Source organism: Hafnia sp. (assembly GCF_036648275.1).
Taxonomy (GTDB): Bacteria; Pseudomonadota; Gammaproteobacteria; order Enterobacterales; family Enterobacteriaceae; genus Hafnia; species Hafnia alvei.
In genome coordinates this window covers 40,432-63,493 of record NZ_JAVXIQ010000020.1, presented here as the reverse complement: position 1 = coordinate 63,493, position 23,062 = coordinate 40,432, and the positions used below count along the sequence as shown (strand labels likewise).

Genomic DNA, 23,062 nt, shown 5'->3' with positions numbered 1-23,062 from the left:
TGCCCTGAGTTATCACAAATAATTTATAACTCTGTGAGGCTTTGCTGAACAAGTGAACGCAATACTGGCCCTGACCCCATTCTCCATAAGGATCTGACCATGAGAAAAATTATTACGGTTGTTATATCTAGCGCTTTACTGATGGGCAGCGGATTCGCTTTCGCCGCTGATACAACAAGTGCATCCGGCGATGGTATGCAGCAAGAGCCGCATAAAATGGATCACATGAGTAAAAAACCGCAGGAAATGAAAAAGCAGCACTTGGACGCGATGCAAAAAGGCGAAGCGCCTAAACAAGATGAAATGAGCAAAGATCAGATGGATAAAAAACCGATCAAGCAAGGCGATACGCTGAAGAAAACGAGTTCAGGGTACTAGTCTGTGAGCCACTCACTTTCACTGCAATAGGCTAAATTGCGTACACCACTTAAAACCGCCATGTTATGTTAACGTGGCGGTTTTTTATTACCGCAACATTATTCAGGATGATCGGGGGTTCACAATGAAGTATCTGCTTTTATTGATGTTAGCTTCAGTTGGGCAAGTATTTGCTGCTGATAAATCAAATGATTTTGACCCTTCAGACCCTTCGATTTGGCAAGAAAAGCCACAGCCGGAGGCCGTAAGGGAAAAAGAGCAAATAAAAGCGCTATGCCAAACATTTCCCAGCGCCGAGTGCCCAGCCGATACAACTAAACACCCTGATATTCAACGGGAAGAACAACGCCGTAAAGATAAAAGCCGCTATAAGTCTTTTGAAAAATAGAGAACACGGTTTACTAAACAATTCCCTCCCCTGCGAAGGGGAGGGTTAGGGTGGGGTTATTTACATAAAGCACTATTTCAGCGGCGTATAAATATCAAAACGGTGATTTTTGGTGGTGGTGGCCGCATGAGCTGGCACATCAGCCAATGGCGGAGCATAATCAGGGCGTTTTACCACGATACGTTTCGTCGCCAGCGCACGCGCAGGAGCTAATAATGCATCGGCATCCAAATCAGCACCCACCAGTGACTGGAACACCCGCATCTCTTTCTTCACTAGCGCACTTTTCTGTTTATGCGGATACATCGGATCGAGATACACCACTTCTGGCGCAGGGCTAAGATCTTTCAACGCATCAATACTGGAGGCATGCAGCAGGGTCAGACGTTCTTGCAGCCAGCCGCCGATTTCAGGATCTGCATAGCCACGCTGCAAACCATCGTCAAGCAGTGCCGCCACCACAGGGTGACGCTCCAGCATGCGCACATGACACCCTACCGATGCCAACACGTAGGCATCGCGCCCTAATCCTGCAGTCGCATCCACAACGCTCGGCACATAGCTGCCTTTGATACCCACGGCTTTTGCCACCGCCTCACCACGGCCGCCGCCAAACTTGCGGCGATGTGCCATTGCACCGGCGACAAAATCGACAAAAATCGCGCCCAGCTTGGGTTCGTCCAGTTTGCGGAGTTCTAGATGCTCAGGCGTTAATACCAACGCCATTATCGCGTCAGGATCGTGAACCAATCCCCAGCGCTCGGCTAAATGAGATAAGGCGCCGCTATCGGCGCCCTCTTCTAACAATAACTGAATACTCAACGCATTAGCCCTTGATACCGTAGTGACGCAGCATGGCATCAATTTTCGGCTCACGGCCACGGAAGTTTTTGAACAGGTTCATTGGCTCATCGGAACCACCCTGCGACAGGATGTTATCCAAGAACGCACGGCCGGTATCTACGTTGAAAATACCCTCTTCCTCGAAGCGAGAGAACGCATCAGCAGACAACAGCTCTGCCCACAGATAGCTGTAGTAACCCGCCGCATAGCCGCCAGCAAAGATATGGCTGAACGCATGTGGGAAACGGCCCCAGCTCGGCGATGGCATCACCGCTACTAACGCTTTAACTTCTTTCAGAGTATCGAGAATGCGAGCGCCTTGCGCAGGGTCGAACTCAGTATGCAGACGGAAATCAAACATTCCAAACTCTAGCTGACGCAGGATAAATAGCGCGGCTTGATAGTTTTTCGCCGCCAACATTTTATCCAGCATTTCCTGCGGAAGTGGCTCATTAGTCTGATAATGACCCGAGATAAAGGCCAGCGCTTCCGGCTCCCAGCACCAGTTTTCCATAAACTGGCTTGGTAACTCGACGGCATCCCATGGCACACCGTTGATCCCTGAAACACCTGCGGTTTCGATCGTGGTCAGCATATGATGCAGTCCATGACCAAACTCGTGGAACAGCGTGGTTACTTCGTTATGCGTAAACAACGCAGGCTTGTCGCCAATTGGACGGTTAAAGTTACAGGTCAGATAAGCCACCGGCTTCTGTAGGCTACCATCGGCACGACGCAGACGGCCTACACAGTCGTCCATCCACGCACCGCCGCGCTTATGCTCACGAGCATAAAGGTCGAGATAGAAACTACCACGCAGCTCACCGGTCGCATCATAAAGCTCGAAGAAACGAACCTCTGGATTCCATACGTCAATATCATGACGCTCTTTGGCCGTGATGCCGTAAATACGTTTCACCACCTCAAACAAACCGCTCAATACGCGCTGTTCAGGGAAGTAAGGGCGCAGTTGTTCATCGCTGATAGAGTACAGATGTTGTTTCTGTTTTTCGCTGTAGTAGGTGATATCCCACGCTTCCAGCTCGGTAACATCAAAGTGCTGGCGCGTAAACTCACGCAGTTCAGCCAGCTCTTGTGCGCCTTGAGGACGAGCTCGCTCGGCTAAGTCATTCAGGAATGCCAGAACCTGCTGTGGGTTTTCTGCCATTTTGGTTGCCAATGATTTATCGGCATAGGACTTAAAGCCAAGCAACTGAGCTAATTCGTGACGCAGTTGCAGAGTTTCAGCCATGATTTCGCTGTTATCCCACTGACCTGCGTTTGGCCCCTGATCGGACGCACGAGTGGTAAATGCCTGATACATCTCATGGCGCAGCTCGCGGTTATCCGCATAGGTCATCACCGGCAGATAGCTCGGGATATCCAGCGTTAGCAGCCAGCCTTCTTTCTCTTTAGATTCAGCCAGCGCCTTCGCGGCCGCCAGCGCACTTTCAGGCAGACCAGAAAGCTCATTTTCATCGGTAATTAGCTTGCTCCACCCCATGGTCGCATCCAATACATTGTTGCTGAATGCAGAACCCAATTCGGACAGACGCGCCATAATTTCGCCATAGCGCTGCTGTTTTTCTTTCGGCAAACCAATACCAGACAGTTCGAAATCACGCAGTGAATTTTCCACCGCTTTCTTCTGCGGTTTAGTCAACGAAGCAAAACCCGCGCCGTCTTTCAGGCTACGGTAGGCCTGATACAACCCTTCATGCTGGCCTACCCAAGTGCCGTATTCAGACAACAGCGGCAAGCACTGTTCGTAAGCTTCACGCAGCTCAGGGCTGTTTTGCACTGAATTCAAATGGCTGACCGGAGAAAAAATACGGCTCAGACGATCGTCAACCTCAGCCAACGGCTGGCACAGATTTTCCCACGTAAATGGCGCATCTTGCGCGACCACGCGCTCCACTTCGGCACGACAATCTGCCAATGCGCTTTTCACCGCAGGAACGATGTCCTCAGGTTTGATTTTAGAGAATGGTGGCAGTTCGAACGGCGTCAGTAACGGATTGGTCATAAGAAAGCGTCCTATATAGTTTTGCCATTAACAACAAAGGTTAACGGTCTTGACCGCATCAGTGCGGCATATAAATCGACTTAGCCAGCCCCCCAATTTGTCGGGCAACCGGTATAAAAGCGCTGTTTAGATCTAAGATGAGGTTAAGTGTAGCGAAAATCAATGGCTGGCGGGTTCAATCGCTTTGATAGGAGGCAACACAAGCAAAAATACATCTAAGGGCAAGAAATCTGCTCCATAACATTATTATCGTAAGTAATGACAAAACCCGCAGGATAAGGGCTTTGTTGCTGTATTTTAAATGCTAATTGCTGGTGGGAGGACAATTGCCAAGACAGATATTTTTCACTGATGAAATACCCGTCACTATTACCTAATAAATCAACTAACTGTGAGGCATTTTTTGTGCATAAATCACGTTCAACAGCCAGCCGCCACACCATTTCAAGTCGGTGCTCAGACAGCCTCCAGCGCTGCTGATCAAATGGGCTTGAGCCATAGTGTTTAAGCTGTTCTAAGCTATTAGAATCCTTACAACTACACAACGTTAGTACGAGAGCTATAATACTAAAAATGTACAAGTCTCCCTCCTTGTGCAGCGTTTAAGCACAGCTCTGCAAGCTCATGATTTGGTCTTTGTGTTTGTCCGATATCCGCACCAACATAGTTATTTGCCATGTCCATACGCTTTTCTTCTCTCGGATTATTAGGAAAACGCTCATGCGCGTTGAGATAATCAAGCGCGTCGTAATACCCTAAATCCCTCGATAATAAAACAGCAAAATAACAATGCCTAAATGCATCAGACATATCATTATGGCCATTGTGGCCAAATATCTGGATAGTTTTTTGCGTCGCCTCATCTGCCGAGAAGCGTATTACCGGGGCGCTGTATGGGTTACTCGCCACAAATAACTTTTCCGACTCACTCAACATTTCAAATTGCTGCAATAACCCCATTGTAAATCCCTTATGCAAAACATTCCTTGTCACACAATTATCTGCTTTAAGGATTCGCTCATCCCTTATCTGTATCACAAAACCAATATGCGATAATCCATAAAGTCTTTCATCGCCATACAGTTTATACTTAACCGTCACCTGCTGACATGCCGCGACGCCCGCAGCCCAAAAGAGCAGACTCGCTGTGCCTTGTCACGGTCTTAATTTAACTATCCTAATGATTTTGTTTTAGTTATTAGAATATACGAAAGTTTAAACTCACTATGCTTAGTTATCGCCACAGTTTTCACGCCGGCAATCACGCCGATGTCCTCAAACACACCGTTCAGAGTTTGATTATTGAATCGCTGAAAGAAAAGGATAAGCCTTTCCTTTATCTGGATACACATTCCGGCGCGGGGCGTTATCAGCTCAGTGGTGAGCATGCAGAAAAAACCGGCGAATACCTCGAAGGTATCGCGCGTATTTGGCAGCGCGACGATGTTCCTGCCGAGCTTGAAGCCTATCTGAGCGCAGTAAAACACTTTAACCGTGGCGAACAACTGCGTTACTACCCAGGTTCGCCATTGATTGCTCGCCAGCTGCTGCGCGATTTCGATAAAATTCACCTGACCGAACTGCACCCAACGGATTTCCCGCTGCTGCGCAATGAGTTTGCTAAAGACGAGCGCGCAAAAGTCATGAAAGCCGATGGCTATCAGCAGCTCAAATCACAGCTTCCTCCATTGTCACGCCGTGGCTTCGTGTTGATCGATCCGCCGTATGAGATGAAAACCGATTATCAAGACGTGGTGAAAGGTATTCAGGAAGGCTATAAGCGTTTTGCCACCGGCGTCTATGCGCTGTGGTATCCCGTGGTGCTGCGTCAGCAAATCAAACGCATGACTCGCGATCTGCAAGACACCGGTATTCGTCGCATTTTACAAATCGAATTAGCGGTTCGCCCAGATAGCGATCAGCGCGGTATGACCGCTTCCGGTATGATAGTGATCAACCCGCCGTGGAAGCTAGAACAGCAGATGCGCGACGTTCTGCCTTGGCTGCATAAAGTACTGGTACCAGAAGGTACGGGTCATGCCAAAGTTGAATGGATTGTGCCGGAATAATTGAAGTCATTGCTGTCTGTCTCCCTTAGCAACATACATTGAGGGAGACAGAACTTAGCGCGTAAAACTACTCATCATCGCCATCAACGTGCTCTCGGATCAGCGTCATAAACGGCGCACCAAAGCGATCCAGTTTACGCTGCCCCACACCGTTAATGCTCAGCAATTCGCTGGCGCGAATCGGCATCTGCTCTGACATTTCTAGCAACGTAGCATCGTTGAATACCACGTATGGCGGGATATTCTCTTCGTCAGCAATCGCTTTGCGTAACTTACGCAGCTTGGCAAACAGCTTGCGGTCATAGTTTCCACCGTAGTTTTTGCTGGCATGGCTACTACTGCTGCGTGATTTGAGATTGATGACGCGTGGAACGGCCAACTGAAGTGGAACTTCGCCGCGTAAAACCGGACGGGCCGATTCAGTCAGTTGCAGCGCTGAATGCATCGCAATATTTTGCGTCACTAAGCCCAAATGAATAAGCTGACGCAATACGCTGACCCAGTGTTCGGTCGTATGGTCACGTCCCAGCCCATAGACTTTGAGCTTGTCGTGGCCAAACTCGCGAATACGAGTGTTATTCGCCCCGCGCAGGATCTCAACAACATAGCCAATACCAAATCGCTGACCCACGCGAGCAATCGCTGACAGCGCCTTTTGCGCGTCCTCTAGCCCATCGTAGCGTTTTGGCGGATCGAGACAAATATCGCAGTTGCCGCAGGATTCTTGCCGTCCTTCGCCAAAATAATTCAGCAGCACTAAACGACGGCAGGTTTGCGCCTCAGCAAAAGCGTTCATAGCGTTTAGCTTATGGCGTTCAATCTCTTTCTGCTGCCCTTCAGGTTTTTCTTCTAAACAACGGCGCAGCCAAGCCATATCAGCAGGGTCATAGAGCAGAACGGCTTCAGCGGGTAAACCATCGCGCCCAGCGCGACCGGTTTCCTGATAGTAAGCTTCGATATTACGTGGAATATCAAAGTGCACCACAAAACGCACGTTGGGCTTGTTAATGCCCATGCCGAACGCAACCGTTGCCACCACAATCTGTAGATCGTCGCGTTGAAATGCCTCCTGCACCGAAGAACGATGTTCGTGATCGAGCCCTGCGTGATAAGCCCCGACGCTGAAGCCTCGGCTTTGCAAACGCGCCGTGGTGTCTTCGACTTTGGCTCGACTGTTACAGTAAATAATGCCCGATTTGCCGCGCTGTTCCTGTACGAAACGGATAAGTTGATCCAGCGGTTTGAATTTTTCGATAAGCGTGTAGCGAATATTTGGGCGGTCAAAACTGCTAACCTGAACCAACGGATCGTTTAACGACAGCAAACGCTCAATGTCATTACGCGTGGCATCATCGGCGGTTGCCGTGAGCGCAATAACCGGAATCTCAGGGAAACGCTGCTTAATCAGACCTAACGCACTGTATTCAGGGCGGAAATCATGGCCCCACTGTGAAATACAGTGAGCTTCATCTACCGCCAATAATGCAGGCCGCCAATGCGGAAGCTGATCGAGGAAGTTATCCATCATCAGTCGTTCTGGCGCGATATAAAGAAGTTTTATCGCCCCACTGCGACAACCAGCGTATACCTCTTGCTGCTGCTCACGGTTCTGCGTGGAGTTCAGACAGGCCGCGCTAACGCCGTTCGCCTGTAGCTGATCGACCTGATCTTTCATCAGGGAAATCAACGGAGAAACCACCAGCGTTAAGCCATCCATCACCAACGCAGGGATTTGATAACACAGAGACTTGCCGCCTCCGGTTGGCATCACAACCAGACAATCCCGTCCCGCGATCGCAGCATTGATGATAGTTTGCTGTCCAGGACGGAACTGCTGATACCCAAAAGTATCGCGCAAAACCTGTTCTGCCAGCATTTCTGCATTGATTACGGCTGCCGTTGCCACGCTGCTCCTCAACCAAAGGGGTGATAAATTAAGACCGGCGCTATTTTAGGCGTATGCACCGGTTTTGTCGTTAGCGGATATGCGTTGCGCGCAAATTACATGAAATCGTTGAGCATGATACCCACGCCAAAACGGGTTTGATTGAAGTTGTAATCAATCATTGATTCACCGTAGCCACTATACAACTGAGTGTAGAAGCGCAACGTTTTCGTCATCGGATAGCTCCATCCCAGCTCACCACCGCCGTAACCGGTGTTCCAGTTATAGTGCCCTTTGGCCGTAAAGACGCTTTCTCCCCACTCATAGCCTACTTGCGCTTCGTAGTAACCCATGTATTTGGTGATGTCAGGGTTGTCATCTTTGCTGCTGCTTTCAGGAATGCGATACCACGGTTTAATCTGCGCTTGGAAGTTGCCGTTTTGCGCCATCAAACGCGCATAAACGCGGTTCCAACTGCGCGACGTTGGATCAGAACGTCCGTTAGACTGATGATTAAAGCCGGTTTCTATGTCGCGAAGTGTCCAATCGCCCCACTGATAATCCGTTGCCCAACCAACAAAAAGCTGTGGCTCATAGTTGGTTTCACGGAACGGAGAAGATGCGCTACGGTTGAAAGCCTGCCACCACGCGCGCTGCGTATAAGACATCCCCAGCACCGAGTTATCACCAGCAATTCCACGGATGATGGGGAACGCTAGGCTGAGCTGGAATTTAACTTCATCTTTGCGTGCGTCGTCAGCCCAAGAATAAGACTGGATGGCTTCTTTGTTTACATCGCTGGTTTCAGTGTACAGCAGGTAATTCGTATCGTAAGGATAGAGCGTAAATGGGTTATCGTGTTCAACCAACATGTTCGCGATGATGCTGCCTTTTACCTGCGGCTTATCATGAACCTGCTTTATCGTTGCCTCTTCAGCCTGAACCGCAGCAGGAACCGCCAGCAGTCCCGCTAACATCATCCATCCCTTACGCATCGTTATTACCCCTAATAGTTACGCCATCAATGATTCAAAGGCGACATTCTACACGTTAGGGGCACTGCAGGAACGTTCATCATTCTTATTGGTGCTGGAAGCAAACAATAATTAAGCATAATATCAACATAAAATTAACAATAATATTAATTATCCACCTGCAAGAAGAAGGACAGAACCATGTCAGCCACGCTCCTCACGCGCGAATCTGCTAGCGCGCTCATTAGCGAAATCTTTGTTTACCACATGCCATTCAATCGGGCTTTAGGGCTAGAACTTCAGCGTTTTGAAGCTGACTATGCCGAACTAGTTTTTGATTCCAAAGAGATGCTGGTCGGCAACGCCCATCAGAAAATCCTGCACGGCGGCGTTATCGCATCGGTACTGGATGTTTGCGCGGGCTTGGTGTGTGTGGGTTCAGCCCTCTTGCGCCATGACGAGATTACGCAGGAAGAGTTGCTGGCACGACTGTCTAAAATGGGCACAATCGATATGCGAGTGGACTATCTACGCCCTGGGCGTGGTGAACGCTTTGTGGCCAGTGGTAGCCTGCTAAGAGCGGGTAATAAAGTCGCGGTTGCGCGCGTTGAACTTCATAATGAATCAAACCTACATATTGCTTCAGCCACCGCCACGTATATGGTCGGCTAGGTAGCATTTTTTACCAGATTTCTGTGAAATCTTGGGATAAGTTAGGCTTAATTGAATCATCTCTGTTACTACTATGAAACATTCCAGAAAAATACAGTAGACTCAGCGCCTATTCATTTTTTCGGAAGTGTTTCATGGATTCGCAACAAACTCGCCAAGGCATCTTATTTGCTCTGGCCGCCTATTTTATCTGGGGAATCGCCCCTGCCTACTTTAAGCTGATCCAGCAGGTTCCGCCCACCGAGATCCTGACCCACCGCGTGATCTGGTCATTCTTCTTCATGCTGGTTTTGCTTTCGCTGACTAAAAATTGGTCCAAAGTACGAGCGTTGGGCAAAACCCCCGGCAAGATTGGTCTTCTCGCGCTAAGCGCTTGTTTGATTGGCGGAAACTGGCTGCTGTTTATCTGGGCGGTGAATAATCACCATATGCTGGAAGCCAGCCTCGGATACTTCATCAACCCCTTAGTTAACGTGTTGCTCGGCGTGGTTTTCCTCGGTGAACGCTTCCGACGGATGCAGTGGATTGCGCTGGCGCTGGCGGTCTGCGGAGTACTGATTCAGCTATGGAAGTTTGGTTCGGTGCCCGTGATCTCGCTTGGGCTCGCCTTTAGTTTTGCATTTTACGGGCTGATTCGTAAGAAAATCGCGGTTGATGCTCAAACCGGCATGCTGATTGAAACTCTTTGGCTGCTACCGATTGCGGCTATTTACCTGTTTGGCGTTGCCGACAGCGCAACCAGCCATTTGAGTGCGAATCCAATGTCGCTCAACCTGCTGTTAGTAGCCGCTGGGATTGTAACCACTATTCCGTTGCTGTTCTTTACAGCCGCTGCAACGCGCCTACGCCTTTCTACGCTGGGATTCTTCCAATATCTTGGCCCAACGTTGATGTTTATTCTGGCGATTACGTTCTACAACGAGCAAATGACGCAGGACAAACTGATGGCGTTCGGTTTTATTTGGGCGGCATTGCTGTTGTTTATTATGGATGCGCTGTATACGCAGAGAAAATTGCGCAGCTAAAGCAGACTTTCCTCCCCAGCGATGGGGAGGAAAAGAAGAGACAGATTAAAGCCAGTTTTTGCGCTTGAAGTATAAATACGGCGCAAGCCCCGCCAGAATCATCAAACCAATCGCCCCCGGATAACCGAACGACCATTTCAGCTCAGGCATGAACTCAAAGTTCATCCCGTAGCTTGATGCCACCAGCGTTGGCGGCAGGAACACCACCGATACCACCGAGAAGATCTTGATGATGCGGTTCTGTTCAATGTTGATAAAGCCCATTGCCGCCTGCATCAGGAAGTTTACTTTCTGGAACAGCGATTCGTTGTGCGGCAGCAGGGATTCGATATCTCGCAGAACTTCACGCGCCTGCTCCAACTGGCTGGCCGGTAAACGCGCCTTACGCACCAAGAAATTCAGCGCTCGCTGGGTATCCATCAAACACAGGCGAACCTTCCAACCGATATCTTCCAGTTCGGCCAGCGTCGAAAGGGCTTCATCATATTCGTCGCCCTGATGACCTTCCATAATTACGCGGCTGAGCTTTTCCAAATCGCTGTAGATGTTTTCGATTTCATCTGCCAACTGTTCGATTTTGGTTTCGAACAAATCGAGTAACAGCTCATAGGCATTTCCATCGGCCAGCATCTGGTTGCGGGCACGCATACGATACAGCCGAAACGCAGGGAGTTCGCGCTCGCGCAGCGTATACAGGCGACCATCGCGGATGGTAAATGCCACGGTGGAGTTGCCAGCATGATCTTCCGCATCTTCATAATAGAAGAAGGAGTGAATATGCAGGCCGTCTTCATCTTCGAAGAAACGTGCTGATGCTTCGATATCGTCCAGTTCTGGGCGAGTTGCCAGACTTTGACCTAGCTCATCTTGAACTCGTTGACGTTCATCTTCTTCAGGTTCGACTAAATCGACCCACAAAGATGAAGTCAGATCTTCCGTGTCATCCAGCTCCAGACGGGATAAGCGGCTGTTGTCTAATCTAAATGCACTTAGCATGCTTTTAAACTCCGTTGCGGTGACATTAAGGATCACGCATGGAGCACAGGAAACAAACGAGGGGTAGCGTCACCTAGCTGTTTCAGACCATATCAGATCTGACTCATAGCGACGTATAGAGGTCGCTGACAACCACGAAGGCTATCAGCATAAGTGGATAGCCTTAGAAGTTGTACCCGCTAACGGGTTCATTGAGCCAGTATCTACTGGGTGTGTCCAAGGCGTATGTCCTCACAGATAATAGTGCGCGCATGTTACGCCGATACGAAAAAGCCTGTCAACTGGCGTTGTGACTAATTCCAGAACATTATTCACTCAGAATGTTTTATACCAAAACATTTATGAGTTTTGCATCCACCACCATGCTGTAATCGGAAATGTAAGGTAAAAATCATATCGCTAGATTGGCTCATCTATTACCTTATAGCAATGCATTCACCGATTAGACTCCACTATTCCTAAAATCAGGCACCCCCTATGAAACAAATCACGTTTGATGATCTGAAACAACAGAGCTCCGCTGCGGCCAGCGCACCTCGTTTACGCGCTCACCGCAATTTTCACCCAGAATTGAGCGATCCGGTGCAGCGTCTTGCCATCGCGATGGAGCCCGGAACCTACATCCGTCCGCATCGCCATCCGCATACTTTCGAGCTTTTGCTACCGCTGAGCGGCCGTTTTGTGATACTGAATTTTGACGAACAGGGCGTGGTAACTCGTCGCGTGGTGTTGGGCGAAGAGTGCGTGGCTTTGGAGATGGATGCCGGAACCTGGCATTCGGTGTTGTCACTGGATCACGGCGGTGTGATTTTTGAAGTTAAACACGGTGGCTATCAGCCCGTAACCGAGCAGGATTCCGCGCCTTGGGCCCCCGCAGAGGGCGAGGCTGGCACTCAGGAACTGATGACGTGGTATTCGCAGGCGCAGGTTGGGGATAAATATTCGTTTGCCGAATAAGCCCTAAACTCTCCCCCTGAAAAGGGGGAGATTGGACAGGGATACTAAACCGGAATTACATCGCCTCTAACTTGGCATAAGCCGCAACCAGCCACTTGATCCCTTCGCCCTGAAACGCAATCTGTAAGCGGCTATGCTCACCGCTGCCTTCCAGATTAATCACCGTACCTTCACCAAACGTAGCATGTTTAACCCGCTGACCGAGTTTAAAACCGCTGTCATTGGCGCTGATTGGGGTTCCCATGCTGGCGTGTTTAACGGGGCGGGTAACGCTTGCCCGCAGGCGCACCTCTTCTACGCACTCTTCTGGCAATTCACCAATAAAGCGAGATGGGCGGTGATAAACCTCTTTGCCATACAGGCGGCGAGTCTCCGCATAGGTGATCGTCAGTTTTCGCATCGCTCGCGTCACCCCAACGTAGGCCAAGCGGCGTTCTTCTTCCAAACGGCCGCCTTCATCCAGCGACATTTGGCTTGGGAACATCCCCTCTTCCATCCCCACGATAAACACCTGTGGGAATTCCAGCCCTTTCGCCGAGTGCAGCGTCATGAGCTGAACCGCGTCTTGATAAGCGTCTGCTTGCCCTTCACCGGCTTCAAGCGCCGCATGTGACAGGAATGCCTGCAACGGCAGCAAGTCTTCGTCTTCATCCTCATAGCTGTACTGACGCGTAGCGGTCACCAGTTCCTCTAAGTTCTCAATACGCGTTTGGCCTTTTTCACCCTTTTCTTGCTCATACATCTGACGCAAGCCAGAATCACGCACTACGCGGTCTGTCTGTACATGCAGCGGCATATCAGCCGTATCACTAGCTAAGGCATCAATCAGTTCGATAAAGCGCTGTAGTGCGCCTGAGGCTCGCCCAGCAAACACTTTTTCTTGGATCAGCTCGTGTGTGGCCTGCCATAACGTCAGCTGACGATCGCGGGCAGCTTGGCGGATAACGTCCAGCGTACGATCGCCAATGCCGCGCGTTGGCGTGTTAACCACACGCTCATACGCCGCATCGTCATTACGGTTGGAAATCAGGCGTAAATACGCCAACGCATCTTTGATTTCCTGACGTTCGAAGAAGCGTTGCCCACCGTAAATACGGTACGGCATCGCTACCTGTAACAGCGCCTCTTCCAATACACGCGATTGGGCGTTGCTACGATAAAGAATGGCGCAGTCGTTAAGAGAACCGCCGTTGTCCTGCCACGCTTTAATACGATTCACCACAAAGCGTGATTCATCCAATTCATTAAATGCGCAGTAGAGCGAAATTTTTTCGCCGTCACCATCTTCGGTCCACAGTTTTTTACCCAAGCGCCCATCGTTGTTTTCAATTAAGGCATTCGCGGCTTTCAGTATATTGCTGGTTGAGCGGTAGTTTTGTTCTAAGCGGATAGTCTCAGCACCAGGGAAATCATCCAGAAAACGTTGGATATTCTCAACCTGAGCGCCACGCCAGCCATAGATCGACTGATCGTCATCGCCAACAATCATCACTTTACCGCTATTGCCCGCCAACATCTGGATCCATGCGTACTGAATCCGGTTGGTATCTTGGAATTCGTCCACCAGAATATTGGTGAAACGTTCGCGATAGTGATTGAGGATTTGAGGTTTATTGAGCCAAAGCTCGTGAGCGCGTAATAGCAGCTCCGCGAAATCCACCAGCCCCGCACGATCACAGGCTTCTTGATAGGCCTGATAGACGCGCAGCCATGTCTGTTCTACCGGATTTCCGTAGCTTTCAATGTGCTGAGGGCGCAGACCATCATCTTTTTTGTTGTTGATGTACCACATGCCTTGACGCGGCGGCCACTGCTTCTCATCCAGATTCAAGGCCTTAACGATACGTTTAAGCAAACGTAGCTGGTCATCGCTATCAAGGATTTGGAAATCCTGCGGCAGATTAGCATCTAGATGATGGGCGCGCAGCAGACGGTGCGCTAAACCGTGGAAAGTACCGATCCACATGCCGCCTTGGCTGGTGCCAATCAAATGTTCGATACGGTGGCGCATTTCCGCCGCGGCTTTGTTGGTAAAGGTGACGGCCATAATAGAAAACGGCGAACAGTTTTCTACCGACAGCAGCCACGCGATGCGATGCACCAATACGCGCGTCTTGCCGCTTCCGGCTCCAGCCAGCACCAGAAGATTACTGCGTGGCGCAGCAACGGCTTCGCGTTGTTTATCGTTAAGGCTGTTGAGCAGATCGGAAACGTCCATAGGCACCGTTTTAAAATGGGGAAACAGACGAGTCGCTAAACGCAATACGTCTTTTTCACTGGGAATTTATACAGATTATTGGAGATTATATCAGCGCGGTGAGCGAATCCAACCGTGAAATCTCAACGTGAGGTAACAAACGGCTATCTGAAGCGGTTGTTAGGCTGCGCTCACGGTCGTTGATCCAGCAGGCTTGCATGCCGCAGCGCACGGCTCCAGCCACATCTGTGGTGAGGTCATCGCCCACATGCAGAATGTTTCCCATGGGAACGTTTAAACGCTGCTGAGCAGCACGATACATGTCGTTGTAAGGCTTAGCGCGTCCATCAGGGCCTGAGCGCAATATAAACGCAAAATAGTCTGCTAAACCAAACAGGTTCGGATCCGCATTACCGTTGGTAATTGCCGCCAACGGCGCTTTTTCCGCTAACGCTTGCAGCGTCGTATGCGTTGATTCCGGCACGGTGATTTGGCTACGCCAGTAGGCAAAGTTTTCCATCGCAGAATCTGCGCCAGCGCTGGCTTGGGCGTGGTTAAAACCGTTTCGCGTTAGCGCCAGATGCACAGCCTGCCAGCGCCAAGCGGTGACGTCGTGATAAATTTCAGGATTTTCAGCCCGCAATTCAGCGCGCAGGCGTTGCCAGTCAATGCTTTGCCAATCTCGGAGTGGTTCAAAGTTTTGCTGTAAAAACGCCAGAGACTCCCGCTCGGTACGCATAATCACGGGGTGATTATCATAAAGCGTATCGTCCAGATCGAAGGTAAAAGCCCCGATCGCGTTGAGCGGGCGATAGAAATGAAGCGTCGAGCACATCAGGATTTTCCTCGTTTCGCGCGTGGATGCGCTGCATCATACACCTTCGCCAAATGTTGGAAATCGAGGTGGGTATAGATTTGGGTGGTGGTCAGATTCGCATGACCCAGCAGTTCTTGCACTGCGCGCAGATCGCCACTGGATTCAAGCATATGCGTCGCAAAAGAATGACGGAGCTTATGCGGGTTAATATGGCTGGTGACGCCTTGTTTAACGCCCCATTCAGCAAAGCGCTTTTGCACGCTTCGCACAGAAATACGCTTACCCAGCTTAGACACAAAAACGGCGTCATCCACCGGATCGTAAATCTCGCGCAGTGGCAGCCACTGTTCCAGCCAATGAATGGCAGTACGACCAATCGGCAGCTTTCGCTCTTTGCTCCCCTTCCCCATCACCCACACTTCGCCTGAAGCCATATTCATATGGCGACAGTCTAAACCCACCAGTTCGGAAAGACGCAGACCCGCGCCATACATCACTTCCAACATGGTGCGATCGCGAACGGCAAGGGGATCGCTCGCATCAATATCGAGCAGACGGTTTACATCATCAACGTCGAGATTTTTGGGTAAGTGGCGAGCCTGCTTAGGCGCACTAATGCCTTTTGCCGGATTAACCGACATCACACCTTGGCTCACCTGCCAATCGATAAAGCTACGTAACGCCGACAAACGCAGGGCAAGACTTGCAGCCTCAAGGCCTTTTCGCTTGCTACGCGCGGTAATCATACGCACTTGAGTTGCATCGAGTTGCCGCCAATCGCGCAAGCCTGCGGGGGCGACAATCTCAATAATGGCTGTCAGTTGATGATGATAGCTTTCGATGGTGTGCGGGCTGAGCTGACGCTCAACGCGCAAAAAACGCAGGAATGCCTCAACCGGCAGTTCCAGCGCCCGAATATCACTGCTCATTGGCGTTCAATCCAACGGCTGATTAGCCCCGGCATCAGTAATGCCAGTTGATCAAGCAACACGGTGCCTTGACCTTGCTGGTAATGATGGCTATCGCGACTGCTGAAGATAATCAGACCTAAGTCGCCAAACTCACCCATCAAAGAAAGAGCGACCGAGCCAACCATTTTCGCCTGAGGCAAAACCAACAATAGCTCAGGGCCATTCAGAGTACCGAGATAGTGGTTTTGGTTCCCCAATCGTTGAATTCGCATCATCTCGAATTCATTGCGCGACAAAGCCAAATGCGCAAAGTCAGAAGGCGCATTCAGATACCATTTGTCGCTAAACAAACGAATATTAGCACCGGCTAGCCCGAGAGAGCGTGCCCAGCGGTTAAATCGTTGGAGAAAATCAGCAAGGCTTTCTGCGCCCGCAAGATGCCCTTGGAGCTCTAGCAGACGATTAAACAGAACTTCATTGGCGCTGGCCTGTTCCATCAGCAACGTGATCTCTTCTTCTAAATTGAAGATGTGCTGACGTTGTCGGTTCAGTTGCCATTCAACTAATGAAACGGCACCACGCACCGGATGAGGGATCTGCATCTGCTCAACATTGCGTGCATTACGAATGAAGAAGTCAGGATTCTGTTGCAGATACTCCATCACCTGCACGTCACTTAGCGCCAGATTATCCAATACCCGATCTTCGATGTCGCTCATAGTTGTCTATCGCTCACTCATAAACGTATGAATTACAGATGTATAAATCCATCATAAACGTGGGTCGCAGGGCCCGTCATGAACAAGGGGTTATCAGGCCCTTTCCAGCGAATGTGCAAACGCCCGCCGGGAAGATCAACCTGAACGTTTTCATCCAGCAAACCTTGCTGGATCCCCACGGCAACCGCCGCACAGGCTCCGCTGCCGCAGGCCTGAGTTTCACCCGCGCCGCGTTCATACACCCGTAGTTTGATCTGATTACGGTTAATGACCTGCATGAATCCCACGTTAACGCGTTCAGGGAAGCGTTCATGGCTTTCAAGTACTGGGCCGATGGTTTCCACCAGCGCCGTTTCAACATCATCAACCTGAAGCACACAGTGGGGATTCCCCATCGATACTGCGCCACACAGGATAGTATGTTCAGACGCACGCATGATATAGGTCTTTTCCGCTTTCACGGCTTTGAACGGGATCTTGGACGGCTCGAAAATCGGCTCGCCCATATTCACCGTAACCAGCTCGTCATCGCTGACCTTGAGCACCATCCGGCCATTCTGCGTGCTTACGCGAATTTCACGTTTGTTGGTTAACCCTTTCAAACGCACGAAACGAGCAAAACAGCGCGCGCCGTTACCACACTGCGCAACTTCGCTCCCATCGGCGTTGAAAATACGATAATGGAAATCTAAATCAGGATCGTAGGGCGGTTCAACGATCAGCATCTGATCAAAACCTACGCCGTTATGTCGATCGGATAGACGGCGGATAAGCTCCGGCGAGAAGTATACGTTTTGTGTAACAGCATCAACGACCATGAAATCGTTGCCTAAACCGTGCATTTTAGAGAACTGCATAACTACCTCTCACCCTACGCCTTAACTTCCGTGGTCACCGAACTAACATCCTGACAGTTCTCGCTATCGTGGATTATTGGCCTTGTTCTACACCGGCAACATTAGACGGTGTATTCGCGCCCTGATTTGCAGCAGGCGCGTTAGTTTGTGTATCTGGCTGGCTCTTCGACGCCGCAGGAGCATCAGCCGGAGGAAAGTATAAAGGCCCTTTCAAACCGCAACCAGCAAGGCCGAATAGGGAAACAGCCACCAAGGCCCAACGAAATTGTTTTTTCATGGTCATTACCATTTATTGTATTAATGCGTGTGAATCCTACCTATAAGCTCTCTATAATCGCAGTTGGACCCTGAAAAGCAATAGGAAATGATTATGAACGATACCGAGTTTCACCAGTTAGCAGATAAGCTGATGTTAAACATCGAAGAGGCCATTGACGCTTATGAAGGTGATGCCGACATCGACTATGAAACCAATGGCGGAGTGATGACGCTGACCTTCGAAAATGGCAGCAAAATCGTGATCAACCGTCAGGAGCCCTTGCATCAGGTATGGCTCGCCACGAAAGCTGGCGGTTACCACTTCAGTCTGCGTGATGATAGCTGGATTTGCGATCGCAGCGGAGAGGAGTTTTATGCTTTGCTGTCAACCGCATGCAGAGCGCAGTCTGGCGAAGACGATGTGGTAATTTCGGCATAAGCCGAAACGTATTCGCGAATAGCATCAGCGCCACTCCAACCCTCCACGGAAGAGGGAAAAATTGGAGTGGTGCTGTACTTAAGATTAATGCAGCTGGAATTGCTGTTTAAGCGGCGTACCGTCGTTGTCGTCATTGACGTTGCACTGTGGCAACACGTTGGTACGGAACGGCATCACCTGAGAACGTCCATCGGCGTTTACGATCTGATAGAACTGCGGCAGGTTAAAGTTGATAAAGCTTGAACCGTAGGTAAAGCGGTCATGCGATGACGAATAGAAACGGCTAACGTCGCGCACTAGCTCCTCTTTGCTGCCTTCACAGTGGTGATAAACTTCCACACGGTTGGTTTCATCCAGAATATAGATGTTAAACCCGTCGTTATCCCCATCTTCAAAGAAGAATTGGATTATCCCTTCGCTGGCATAACCATCAACCACTGCGGGCAAATGTACCTGCTCGGTTTCCACCTGAATAGAAAGCCCATGCAGCTTGTTATTAGAAATGGCGCCATAAAACTCAACCGCATTTTCCAATTTCTGCACCGATACGCTCAGACGTTCAAAGAACAGTCCCCACGTTTGCCCCGCGACGCGTACAGCTTTAAAGCGCCCCGGCTCTAAACGTGTGCTAGATAAGCGCAGGTCAATACATTCAGAAACCAACTGCTGTAAACGCGTGCGGATTAGCCCACGCAAATGCTGGCTGTAGCACAAGACTTCAACGGATTCCGGCGGTGCGGCATCCTGATGCATTTTGCCTAAGATTGTTTTCAGCGCTTCTAATACCGCCTGTTCACCGCTGAAATGCAGGGTACGCACTTCATTCCACGAGTTGCGATACAGCAGGTCGATACTGCCAACTAAGCATTGCTGCTGCTGACCAAAACTAAAGACATCCAGTTTACGGAAATCAAAATGCACCACCTGATTGCGGAAAGCGGCCGTTGGATCATTTTCCAAGTTGACGATAATCGCCAAATGGCGGATCTCACACGGGCTGTATAACGCCTTCGGCGATGGCGCAGGCAAGCGAATCGGGAAATGCTGCGACACATCATGCACCAGACTCTGAAGCTTATTGATATCGCACAGGTTGTTGTTGCTCTTGATGTGTAGCTTAGTCTCCGCCGTTAGCAATCCGTTGAAATAGGCCCACGCCACTAATTTGTTCAAGTAGCGGTTATATTCCAACGGCTGATGGCTAATGATGGTATCGATAGTCGGCGCTTGGTTATACAAGTACCAGCCGGTGCGGTTAGCACGGCCAATCGGCACATGAATAAACGTTAAGTTTTTTTCTGACAAATCCGGCGAAATTTGCGGGTTTACCAGCGTCACTTTACCCGGCAACGCTTCAAACGCAGCATAAAGTTTACGGGTCAATACCCCGATATCCTGCGGGCTAGCGCTCACGCTTAGGTTATTACGGCGTGCGAAGCGAATGAGGTTGCGATAGCTCTGCATCATCGCATCTAACAGCTCATTATGCGCTTCACGCACGCGTTCAATTTTCCAGTTGGCGCGGTCATCAAGCACTTCGATACGCTCTTGACTCCAGCCCCAAGACTCAACCAGTTGGCTTAAAATTTCACGCCGCCAGCCAACGCAGGCGCGGCTGCGCGATAATTTTTCACACACTTTGAGATAGAAGCAACGGCGAGCCAGATCGAGACGCGCAGTATCATTGATTTGCTCAAGATAGTGCGTCACACGTTCCAGCATCATGCAGTAAGGATCGAGCCCGAACGAGACAATTTCACCTTTATGTAAACGTTGTTTGATGGTGATAGCTAGCAGCTCAGCGTTGGGATATTCCCATGAGTAAGCTTCCAGCAACAACGTTTTCAAGACGGCTTTGTACGGCGAATCGATGCTTTTATAGAGTTGCCATAGGCTAGCGCCAAAGTATTCTTCGGCAGACAGCGAGCTTAGACCGCCAAGATCGAGCCATTCGTTTGGCGTAAGCGCGCCCTGCGAGTACAGCGACATGACATATTCGTCGTAATGCGCTTCCTCTTCGCTTGGCACCATATTCCACAGAATACGTTTGCCCGCTAGGCGTACTGCGGTGCGGTAGAACTCATCAAGCAATAGGATATGTTGGGTAGACCCACAGTCTTCCCCACCCAGACTGCCGCTTTCGTTATGACGAAAACGGTTTTCATCGATAAGGAAGAAGCTGACTTCAACGCCCAGCGATGCAGCCCATTTCTCCAGCTGTGTACATTTTTGCTGTAACCGATTGCGCTCTTCGCCATCTAACCAAGATTGGTGGCAAACCCAAATATCCAGATCTGAACTACAACTTTGCCCAATAGAAGAGGTGCTTCCCATTGAGTAAACGCCAGTGATCGGCAATTGGCCTGGGTGATCTGCCGCGATGGAACCCGGAGAACGAAGATCAATTTCATGTAAGTAGGTTTGCTGATTTTCATCAGGCGTGTAGAAACAAATGCCGTGGGGAACGTTACCATCAAGGTAACCCGGCATCAGCGGGTGGTGGTAATGCAATAGGGTTGGCAGCAGACTGTAAACCTGTTGAAAGGCCGGCCCCATGGCCGCTAAAGCGCGATCAACTCGAAGTTGATTTATCGCATCCAGTCTCTGTTTCAGTGTCTCGATGTAGAGGTACAAGACGTTTCGCCTGATTATTCCAGTGTCTGAGAGAACCCTGTTTCCGTATCTCACCGTTTTTTAGTAAGAAATGTTTTAATAAGAAATTGCTGGAAACGTGATCAATCTAACACCTTGCTGGTTGACCGTAAAGTATGTAAAGCCACACACTTATTGTTGCGCCTTTCTTGTCTTTGATCTTACCGACTATTTCATCCATTCTCCTTCCTGATTATTTTCCCGCCAAACAGCCATTAGGTTCCAGCGCTGCACGTTTGCGAACAAAATGATAGGATGAAGCATAGGATAAAAATGGATATTCACATGCTAGAAATAACCCCTCAGCCACATCAGATCCTCCGTATCGCCACCCGACAAAGCCCGTTGGCGTTATGGCAAGCCTATTATGTGCGCGATCATCTACAGGCCCATTGGCCAGATTTGACCGTGGAACTGGTGCCTATGGTGACGCGTGGTGATGTTTTATTAGATACACCGCTGGCAAAAGTTGGCGGTAAAGGCTTGTTCGTCAAGGAACTAGAGCTTGCTTTACTGGACGGGCGCGCCGATATCGCCGTTCACTCGATGAAAGATGTACCGGTCGCTTTTCCTGAAGGTTTAGGGCTTGTGACTATCTGCGAACGCGAAGATCCACGCGATGCTTTTGTTTCGCCGAAGTACGCTCGACTTGAAGACCTTCCTGAAGGCAGCGTCGTGGGCACATCAAGCCTGCGCCGCCAGTGCCAGCTTAGAGAGATTCGCCCAGACCTTATCGTTCGCGATCTTCGCGGTAACGTAGGGACTCGCTTAGCCAAGCTGGATAACGGCGACTACGATGCCATTATTCTGGCCGCTGCCGGTTTAAAACGCTTAGAGCTTGAAGAGCGTATCCGCTATGCATTACCACCAGAACAATCCTTACCGGCCGTAGGCCAAGGCGCCGTCGGCATCGAATGTCGATTGGACGATGCAAAAACCCAAGCCTTGCTCGCACCGTTAAACGATAGCGATACCGCAACTCGAGTTATCGCTGAGCGCGCCATGAACACGCGTTTAGAGGGTGGCTGTCAGGTTCCTATCGGCAGCTATTCAGAGCTTAATGGCGACGAAATATGGCTACGAGCTTTGGTGGGCAAGCCTGACGGCACTTTGATTATTCGAGGCGAACGCCGTGGGCCACGCGCTCAAGCGGCTGAATTAGGTGTTTCGCTAGCAGAAGAACTGCTAGAGCGCGGCGCGCGTGAAATTTTAGACGACGTGTATCAAGGACAAACGCCACGATGAGCATCTTGGTAACTCGCCCATCACCTGCGGGTGAGGAATTAGTCAGTAGACTACGAACCCTAGGGCGAGCGGCCTATCATGCTCCATTAATCGATTTTACTCCGGGAACTGGCCTCGCTGCGCTACCAGATCTTTTGGCGCAGCTCCGGCAAGGCGATTTAGTTTTTGTTCTATCGAAGCACGCAGTACGCTATGCGCATTCGTATCTACAACGATCCGCGATAGCATGGCCACGCGAACTCAACTATTTTGCCATTGGCCGCCCAACCGCGCTGCGTTTACATACGGCGACAGGTTTACCGGTTGCTTACCCCCAACCTCCCGAAACGTCTGAATCTTTGCTATTGCTCCCAGAACTGAGAAATATCGCGGGCAAGCAGGCATTAATTCTGCGCGGCAACGGTGGACGAGAGCTGTTGGCAGAAACATTGACCCAACGCGGCGTGAGCGTAACACTGTCAGAATGCTACCAACGTTGTGCGATCCACTATAATGGTGCAGAGCAAAGCGCACATTGGCGACGACAGGGCATTTCAACACTGGTCGTGACAAGTGGCGAAATGCTGCAACAACTGTATGATTTAGTTCCTGATTACGATCGGCAAATGTGGTTACTACATTGCCGCTTGATTGTGGTTAGCGAACGGTTGGCTACCCTCGCCCAGGAATTGGGCTGGAAAGACATTCAGGTAGCTGAAAGTGCTGATAATGACGCGCTGATCCGCGCGCTACAATAACTGACTATGGGAAGTGC

Annotated in this window: 23 protein-coding genes; 9 read left to right on the top strand and 14 right to left on the bottom strand. The window is 50.2% G+C overall.

The features are described from left to right. Positions 1-99: 99 nt before the first annotated feature. The gene (locus RSC70_RS15990) at positions 100-378 is read left to right on the top strand and encodes a hypothetical protein (protein WP_115104062.1); all 279 of its coding nucleotides are present in this window, start codon (positions 100-102) and stop codon (positions 376-378) included. Between the two features lie 124 nt (positions 379-502). Then, complete coding sequence (locus RSC70_RS15985) at positions 503-766, top strand: hypothetical protein (protein WP_063586036.1); 264 nt, start codon at positions 503-505, stop codon at positions 764-766. Between the two features lie 72 nt (positions 767-838). Here RSC70_RS15985 and rsmJ read toward each other — a convergent pair whose 3' ends face one another. From rsmJ to RSC70_RS15965, 4 genes are all read right to left on the bottom strand, one after another. Beyond that, positions 839-1,588: a 16S rRNA (guanine(1516)-N(2))-methyltransferase RsmJ gene (gene rsmJ, locus RSC70_RS15980; RefSeq protein WP_025802162.1), complete on the bottom strand. Its 750-nt coding sequence runs from the start codon at positions 1,586-1,588 to the stop codon at positions 839-841. Between the two features lie 4 nt (positions 1,589-1,592). Further along, the gene (gene prlC, locus RSC70_RS15975) at positions 1,593-3,635 is read right to left on the bottom strand and encodes an oligopeptidase A (RefSeq protein ID WP_115104063.1); all 2,043 of its coding nucleotides are present in this window, start codon (positions 3,633-3,635) and stop codon (positions 1,593-1,595) included. A 215-nt stretch (positions 3,636-3,850) separates the two neighbouring features. After that, a complete protein-coding gene (locus tag RSC70_RS15970) occupies positions 3,851-4,216 on the bottom strand; it encodes a hypothetical protein (protein WP_063586039.1) in 366 nt (121 codons plus the stop codon). Continuing rightward, positions 4,203-4,736, bottom strand: a complete 534-nt coding sequence (locus RSC70_RS15965; RefSeq protein ID WP_332542976.1) for a DUF6973 domain-containing protein — start codon at positions 4,734-4,736, stop codon at positions 4,203-4,205. The genes RSC70_RS15970 and RSC70_RS15965 overlap by 14 nt, the downstream gene beginning before the upstream one ends. 125 nt (positions 4,737-4,861) lie before the next feature. Between RSC70_RS15965 and RSC70_RS15960 the strand changes: the two genes are divergently transcribed. Beyond that, positions 4,862-5,704, top strand: coding sequence for a 23S rRNA (adenine(2030)-N(6))-methyltransferase RlmJ (locus RSC70_RS15960; protein ID WP_025802159.1), 843 nt, complete (start codon positions 4,862-4,864; stop codon positions 5,702-5,704). Between the two features lie 67 nt (positions 5,705-5,771). Here RSC70_RS15960 and recQ read toward each other — a convergent pair whose 3' ends face one another. Then, entirely contained in the window at positions 5,772-7,610 is a 1,839-nt protein-coding gene (gene recQ, locus RSC70_RS15955) for an ATP-dependent DNA helicase RecQ (RefSeq protein WP_025802157.1), read from the bottom strand. 95 nt (positions 7,611-7,705) lie between these two features. After that, entirely contained in the window at positions 7,706-8,584 is an 879-nt protein-coding gene (gene pldA / locus RSC70_RS15950; protein WP_130998746.1) for a phospholipase A, read from the bottom strand. Positions 8,585-8,764: 180 nt separating this feature from the next. On the opposite strand from pldA, the gene RSC70_RS15945 reads away from it, so the two are divergent. Together RSC70_RS15945 and rarD are read left to right on the top strand one after the other, a co-directional pair. After that, positions 8,765-9,235, top strand: a complete 471-nt coding sequence (locus RSC70_RS15945; protein WP_025802154.1) for a thioesterase family protein — start codon at positions 8,765-8,767, stop codon at positions 9,233-9,235. 134 nt (positions 9,236-9,369) lie between these two features. Continuing rightward, positions 9,370-10,260 (top strand): EamA family transporter RarD, encoded by an 891-nt coding sequence (gene rarD, locus RSC70_RS15940; protein ID WP_332542975.1) that lies wholly within the window; start codon positions 9,370-9,372, stop codon positions 10,258-10,260. A 45-nt stretch (positions 10,261-10,305) separates the two neighbouring features. On the opposite strand, the gene corA is transcribed toward rarD, so the two are convergent. Beyond that, positions 10,306-11,256: a magnesium/cobalt transporter CorA gene (corA, locus tag RSC70_RS15935; protein ID WP_025802150.1), complete on the bottom strand. Its 951-nt coding sequence runs from the start codon at positions 11,254-11,256 to the stop codon at positions 10,306-10,308. Between the two features lie 477 nt (positions 11,257-11,733). Here corA and RSC70_RS15930 point away from each other — a divergent pair, with 477 nt between their 5' ends. Beyond that, a complete protein-coding gene (locus RSC70_RS15930) occupies positions 11,734-12,213 on the top strand; it encodes a WbuC family cupin fold metalloprotein (RefSeq protein WP_332542974.1) in 480 nt (159 codons plus the stop codon). Positions 12,214-12,268: 55 nt separating this feature from the next. Here RSC70_RS15930 and uvrD read toward each other — a convergent pair whose 3' ends face one another. From uvrD to lptM, 6 genes are all read right to left on the bottom strand, one after another. Continuing rightward, positions 12,269-14,431 (bottom strand): DNA helicase II, encoded by a 2,163-nt coding sequence (uvrD, locus tag RSC70_RS15925; protein WP_025802146.1) that lies wholly within the window; start codon positions 14,429-14,431, stop codon positions 12,269-12,271. Positions 14,432-14,516: 85 nt separating this feature from the next. After that, positions 14,517-15,245 carry a 5-amino-6-(5-phospho-D-ribitylamino)uracil phosphatase YigB gene (gene yigB, locus RSC70_RS15920; protein ID WP_040046684.1) on the bottom strand — a complete coding sequence of 243 codons (729 nt, stop codon included), beginning with the start codon at positions 15,243-15,245 and terminating at the stop codon, positions 14,517-14,519. Continuing rightward, positions 15,245-16,156 carry a tyrosine recombinase XerC gene (gene xerC / locus RSC70_RS15915; protein ID WP_130998745.1) on the bottom strand — a complete coding sequence of 304 codons (912 nt, stop codon included), beginning with the start codon at positions 16,154-16,156 and terminating at the stop codon, positions 15,245-15,247. Before xerC ends, yigB begins: the two co-directional genes overlap by 1 nt. After that, positions 16,153-16,857 (bottom strand): DUF484 domain-containing protein, encoded by a 705-nt coding sequence (locus RSC70_RS15910; RefSeq protein ID WP_234619701.1) that lies wholly within the window; start codon positions 16,855-16,857, stop codon positions 16,153-16,155. Before RSC70_RS15910 ends, xerC begins: the two co-directional genes overlap by 4 nt. Positions 16,858-16,889: 32 nt before the next feature. Then, positions 16,890-17,714, bottom strand: a complete 825-nt coding sequence (gene dapF / locus RSC70_RS15905; RefSeq protein WP_025802138.1) for a diaminopimelate epimerase — start codon at positions 17,712-17,714, stop codon at positions 16,890-16,892. 73 nt (positions 17,715-17,787) lie between these two features. Further along, positions 17,788-17,991 (bottom strand): LPS translocon maturation chaperone LptM, encoded by a 204-nt coding sequence (lptM, locus tag RSC70_RS15900; protein ID WP_063587548.1) that lies wholly within the window; start codon positions 17,989-17,991, stop codon positions 17,788-17,790. Between the two features lie 93 nt (positions 17,992-18,084). On the opposite strand from lptM, the gene cyaY reads away from it, so the two are divergent. Then, complete coding sequence (cyaY, locus tag RSC70_RS15895) at positions 18,085-18,411, top strand: iron donor protein CyaY (protein WP_025802134.1); 327 nt, start codon at positions 18,085-18,087, stop codon at positions 18,409-18,411. 84 nt (positions 18,412-18,495) lie between these two features. On the opposite strand, the gene RSC70_RS15890 is transcribed toward cyaY, so the two are convergent. Beyond that, positions 18,496-21,045 (bottom strand): class I adenylate cyclase, encoded by a 2,550-nt coding sequence (locus RSC70_RS15890; protein ID WP_040046687.1) that lies wholly within the window; start codon positions 21,043-21,045, stop codon positions 18,496-18,498. A gap of 303 nt (positions 21,046-21,348) precedes the next feature. Here RSC70_RS15890 and hemC point away from each other — a divergent pair, with 303 nt between their 5' ends. Together hemC and hemD are read left to right on the top strand one after the other, a co-directional pair. Further along, on the top strand, positions 21,349-22,308 hold the full coding sequence (hemC, locus tag RSC70_RS15885) for a hydroxymethylbilane synthase (RefSeq protein ID WP_115349370.1): 960 nt from the start codon (positions 21,349-21,351) through the stop codon (positions 22,306-22,308). Beyond that, complete coding sequence (gene hemD / locus RSC70_RS15880) at positions 22,305-23,045, top strand: uroporphyrinogen-III synthase (RefSeq protein ID WP_046458547.1); 741 nt, start codon at positions 22,305-22,307, stop codon at positions 23,043-23,045. The genes hemC and hemD overlap by 4 nt, the downstream gene beginning before the upstream one ends. Positions 23,046-23,062 lie beyond the last annotated feature (17 nt).

Bases quoted from the DNA above. Each gene is read 5' to 3' on its own strand.
- RSC70_RS15990 (WP_115104062.1), top strand. From the start codon at position 100: ATGAGAAAAATTATTACGGTTGTTATATCTAGCGCTTTACTGATGGGC.
- RSC70_RS15985 (WP_063586036.1), top strand. From the start codon at position 503: ATGAAGTATCTGCTTTTATTGATGTTAGCTTCAGTTGGGCAAGTATTT.
- prlC (WP_115104063.1), bottom strand. From the start codon at position 3,635: ATGACCAATCCGTTACTGACGCCGTTCGAACTGCCACCATTCTCTAAA.
- RSC70_RS15960 (WP_025802159.1), top strand. From the start codon at position 4,862: ATGCTTAGTTATCGCCACAGTTTTCACGCCGGCAATCACGCCGATGTC.
- pldA (WP_130998746.1), bottom strand. From the start codon at position 8,584: ATGCGTAAGGGATGGATGATGTTAGCGGGACTGCTGGCGGTTCCTGCT.
- RSC70_RS15945 (WP_025802154.1), top strand. From the start codon at position 8,765: ATGTCAGCCACGCTCCTCACGCGCGAATCTGCTAGCGCGCTCATTAGC.
- rarD (WP_332542975.1), top strand. From the start codon at position 9,370: ATGGATTCGCAACAAACTCGCCAAGGCATCTTATTTGCTCTGGCCGCC.
- corA (WP_025802150.1), bottom strand. From the start codon at position 11,256: ATGCTAAGTGCATTTAGATTAGACAACAGCCGCTTATCCCGTCTGGAG.
- RSC70_RS15930 (WP_332542974.1), top strand. From the start codon at position 11,734: ATGAAACAAATCACGTTTGATGATCTGAAACAACAGAGCTCCGCTGCG.
- uvrD (WP_025802146.1), bottom strand. From the start codon at position 14,431: ATGGACGTTTCCGATCTGCTCAACAGCCTTAACGATAAACAACGCGAA.
- yigB (WP_040046684.1), bottom strand. From the start codon at position 15,245: ATGTGCTCGACGCTTCATTTCTATCGCCCGCTCAACGCGATCGGGGCT.
- xerC (WP_130998745.1), bottom strand. From the start codon at position 16,156: ATGAGCAGTGATATTCGGGCGCTGGAACTGCCGGTTGAGGCATTCCTG.
- RSC70_RS15910 (WP_234619701.1), bottom strand. From the start codon at position 16,857: ATGAGCGACATCGAAGATCGGGTATTGGATAATCTGGCGCTAAGTGAC.
- dapF (WP_025802138.1), bottom strand. From the start codon at position 17,714: ATGCAGTTCTCTAAAATGCACGGTTTAGGCAACGATTTCATGGTCGTT.
- lptM (WP_063587548.1), bottom strand. From the start codon at position 17,991: ATGAAAAAACAATTTCGTTGGGCCTTGGTGGCTGTTTCCCTATTCGGC.
- cyaY (WP_025802134.1), top strand. From the start codon at position 18,085: ATGAACGATACCGAGTTTCACCAGTTAGCAGATAAGCTGATGTTAAAC.
- hemC (WP_115349370.1), top strand. From the start codon at position 21,349: ATGCTAGAAATAACCCCTCAGCCACATCAGATCCTCCGTATCGCCACC.
- hemD (WP_046458547.1), top strand. From the start codon at position 22,305: ATGAGCATCTTGGTAACTCGCCCATCACCTGCGGGTGAGGAATTAGTC.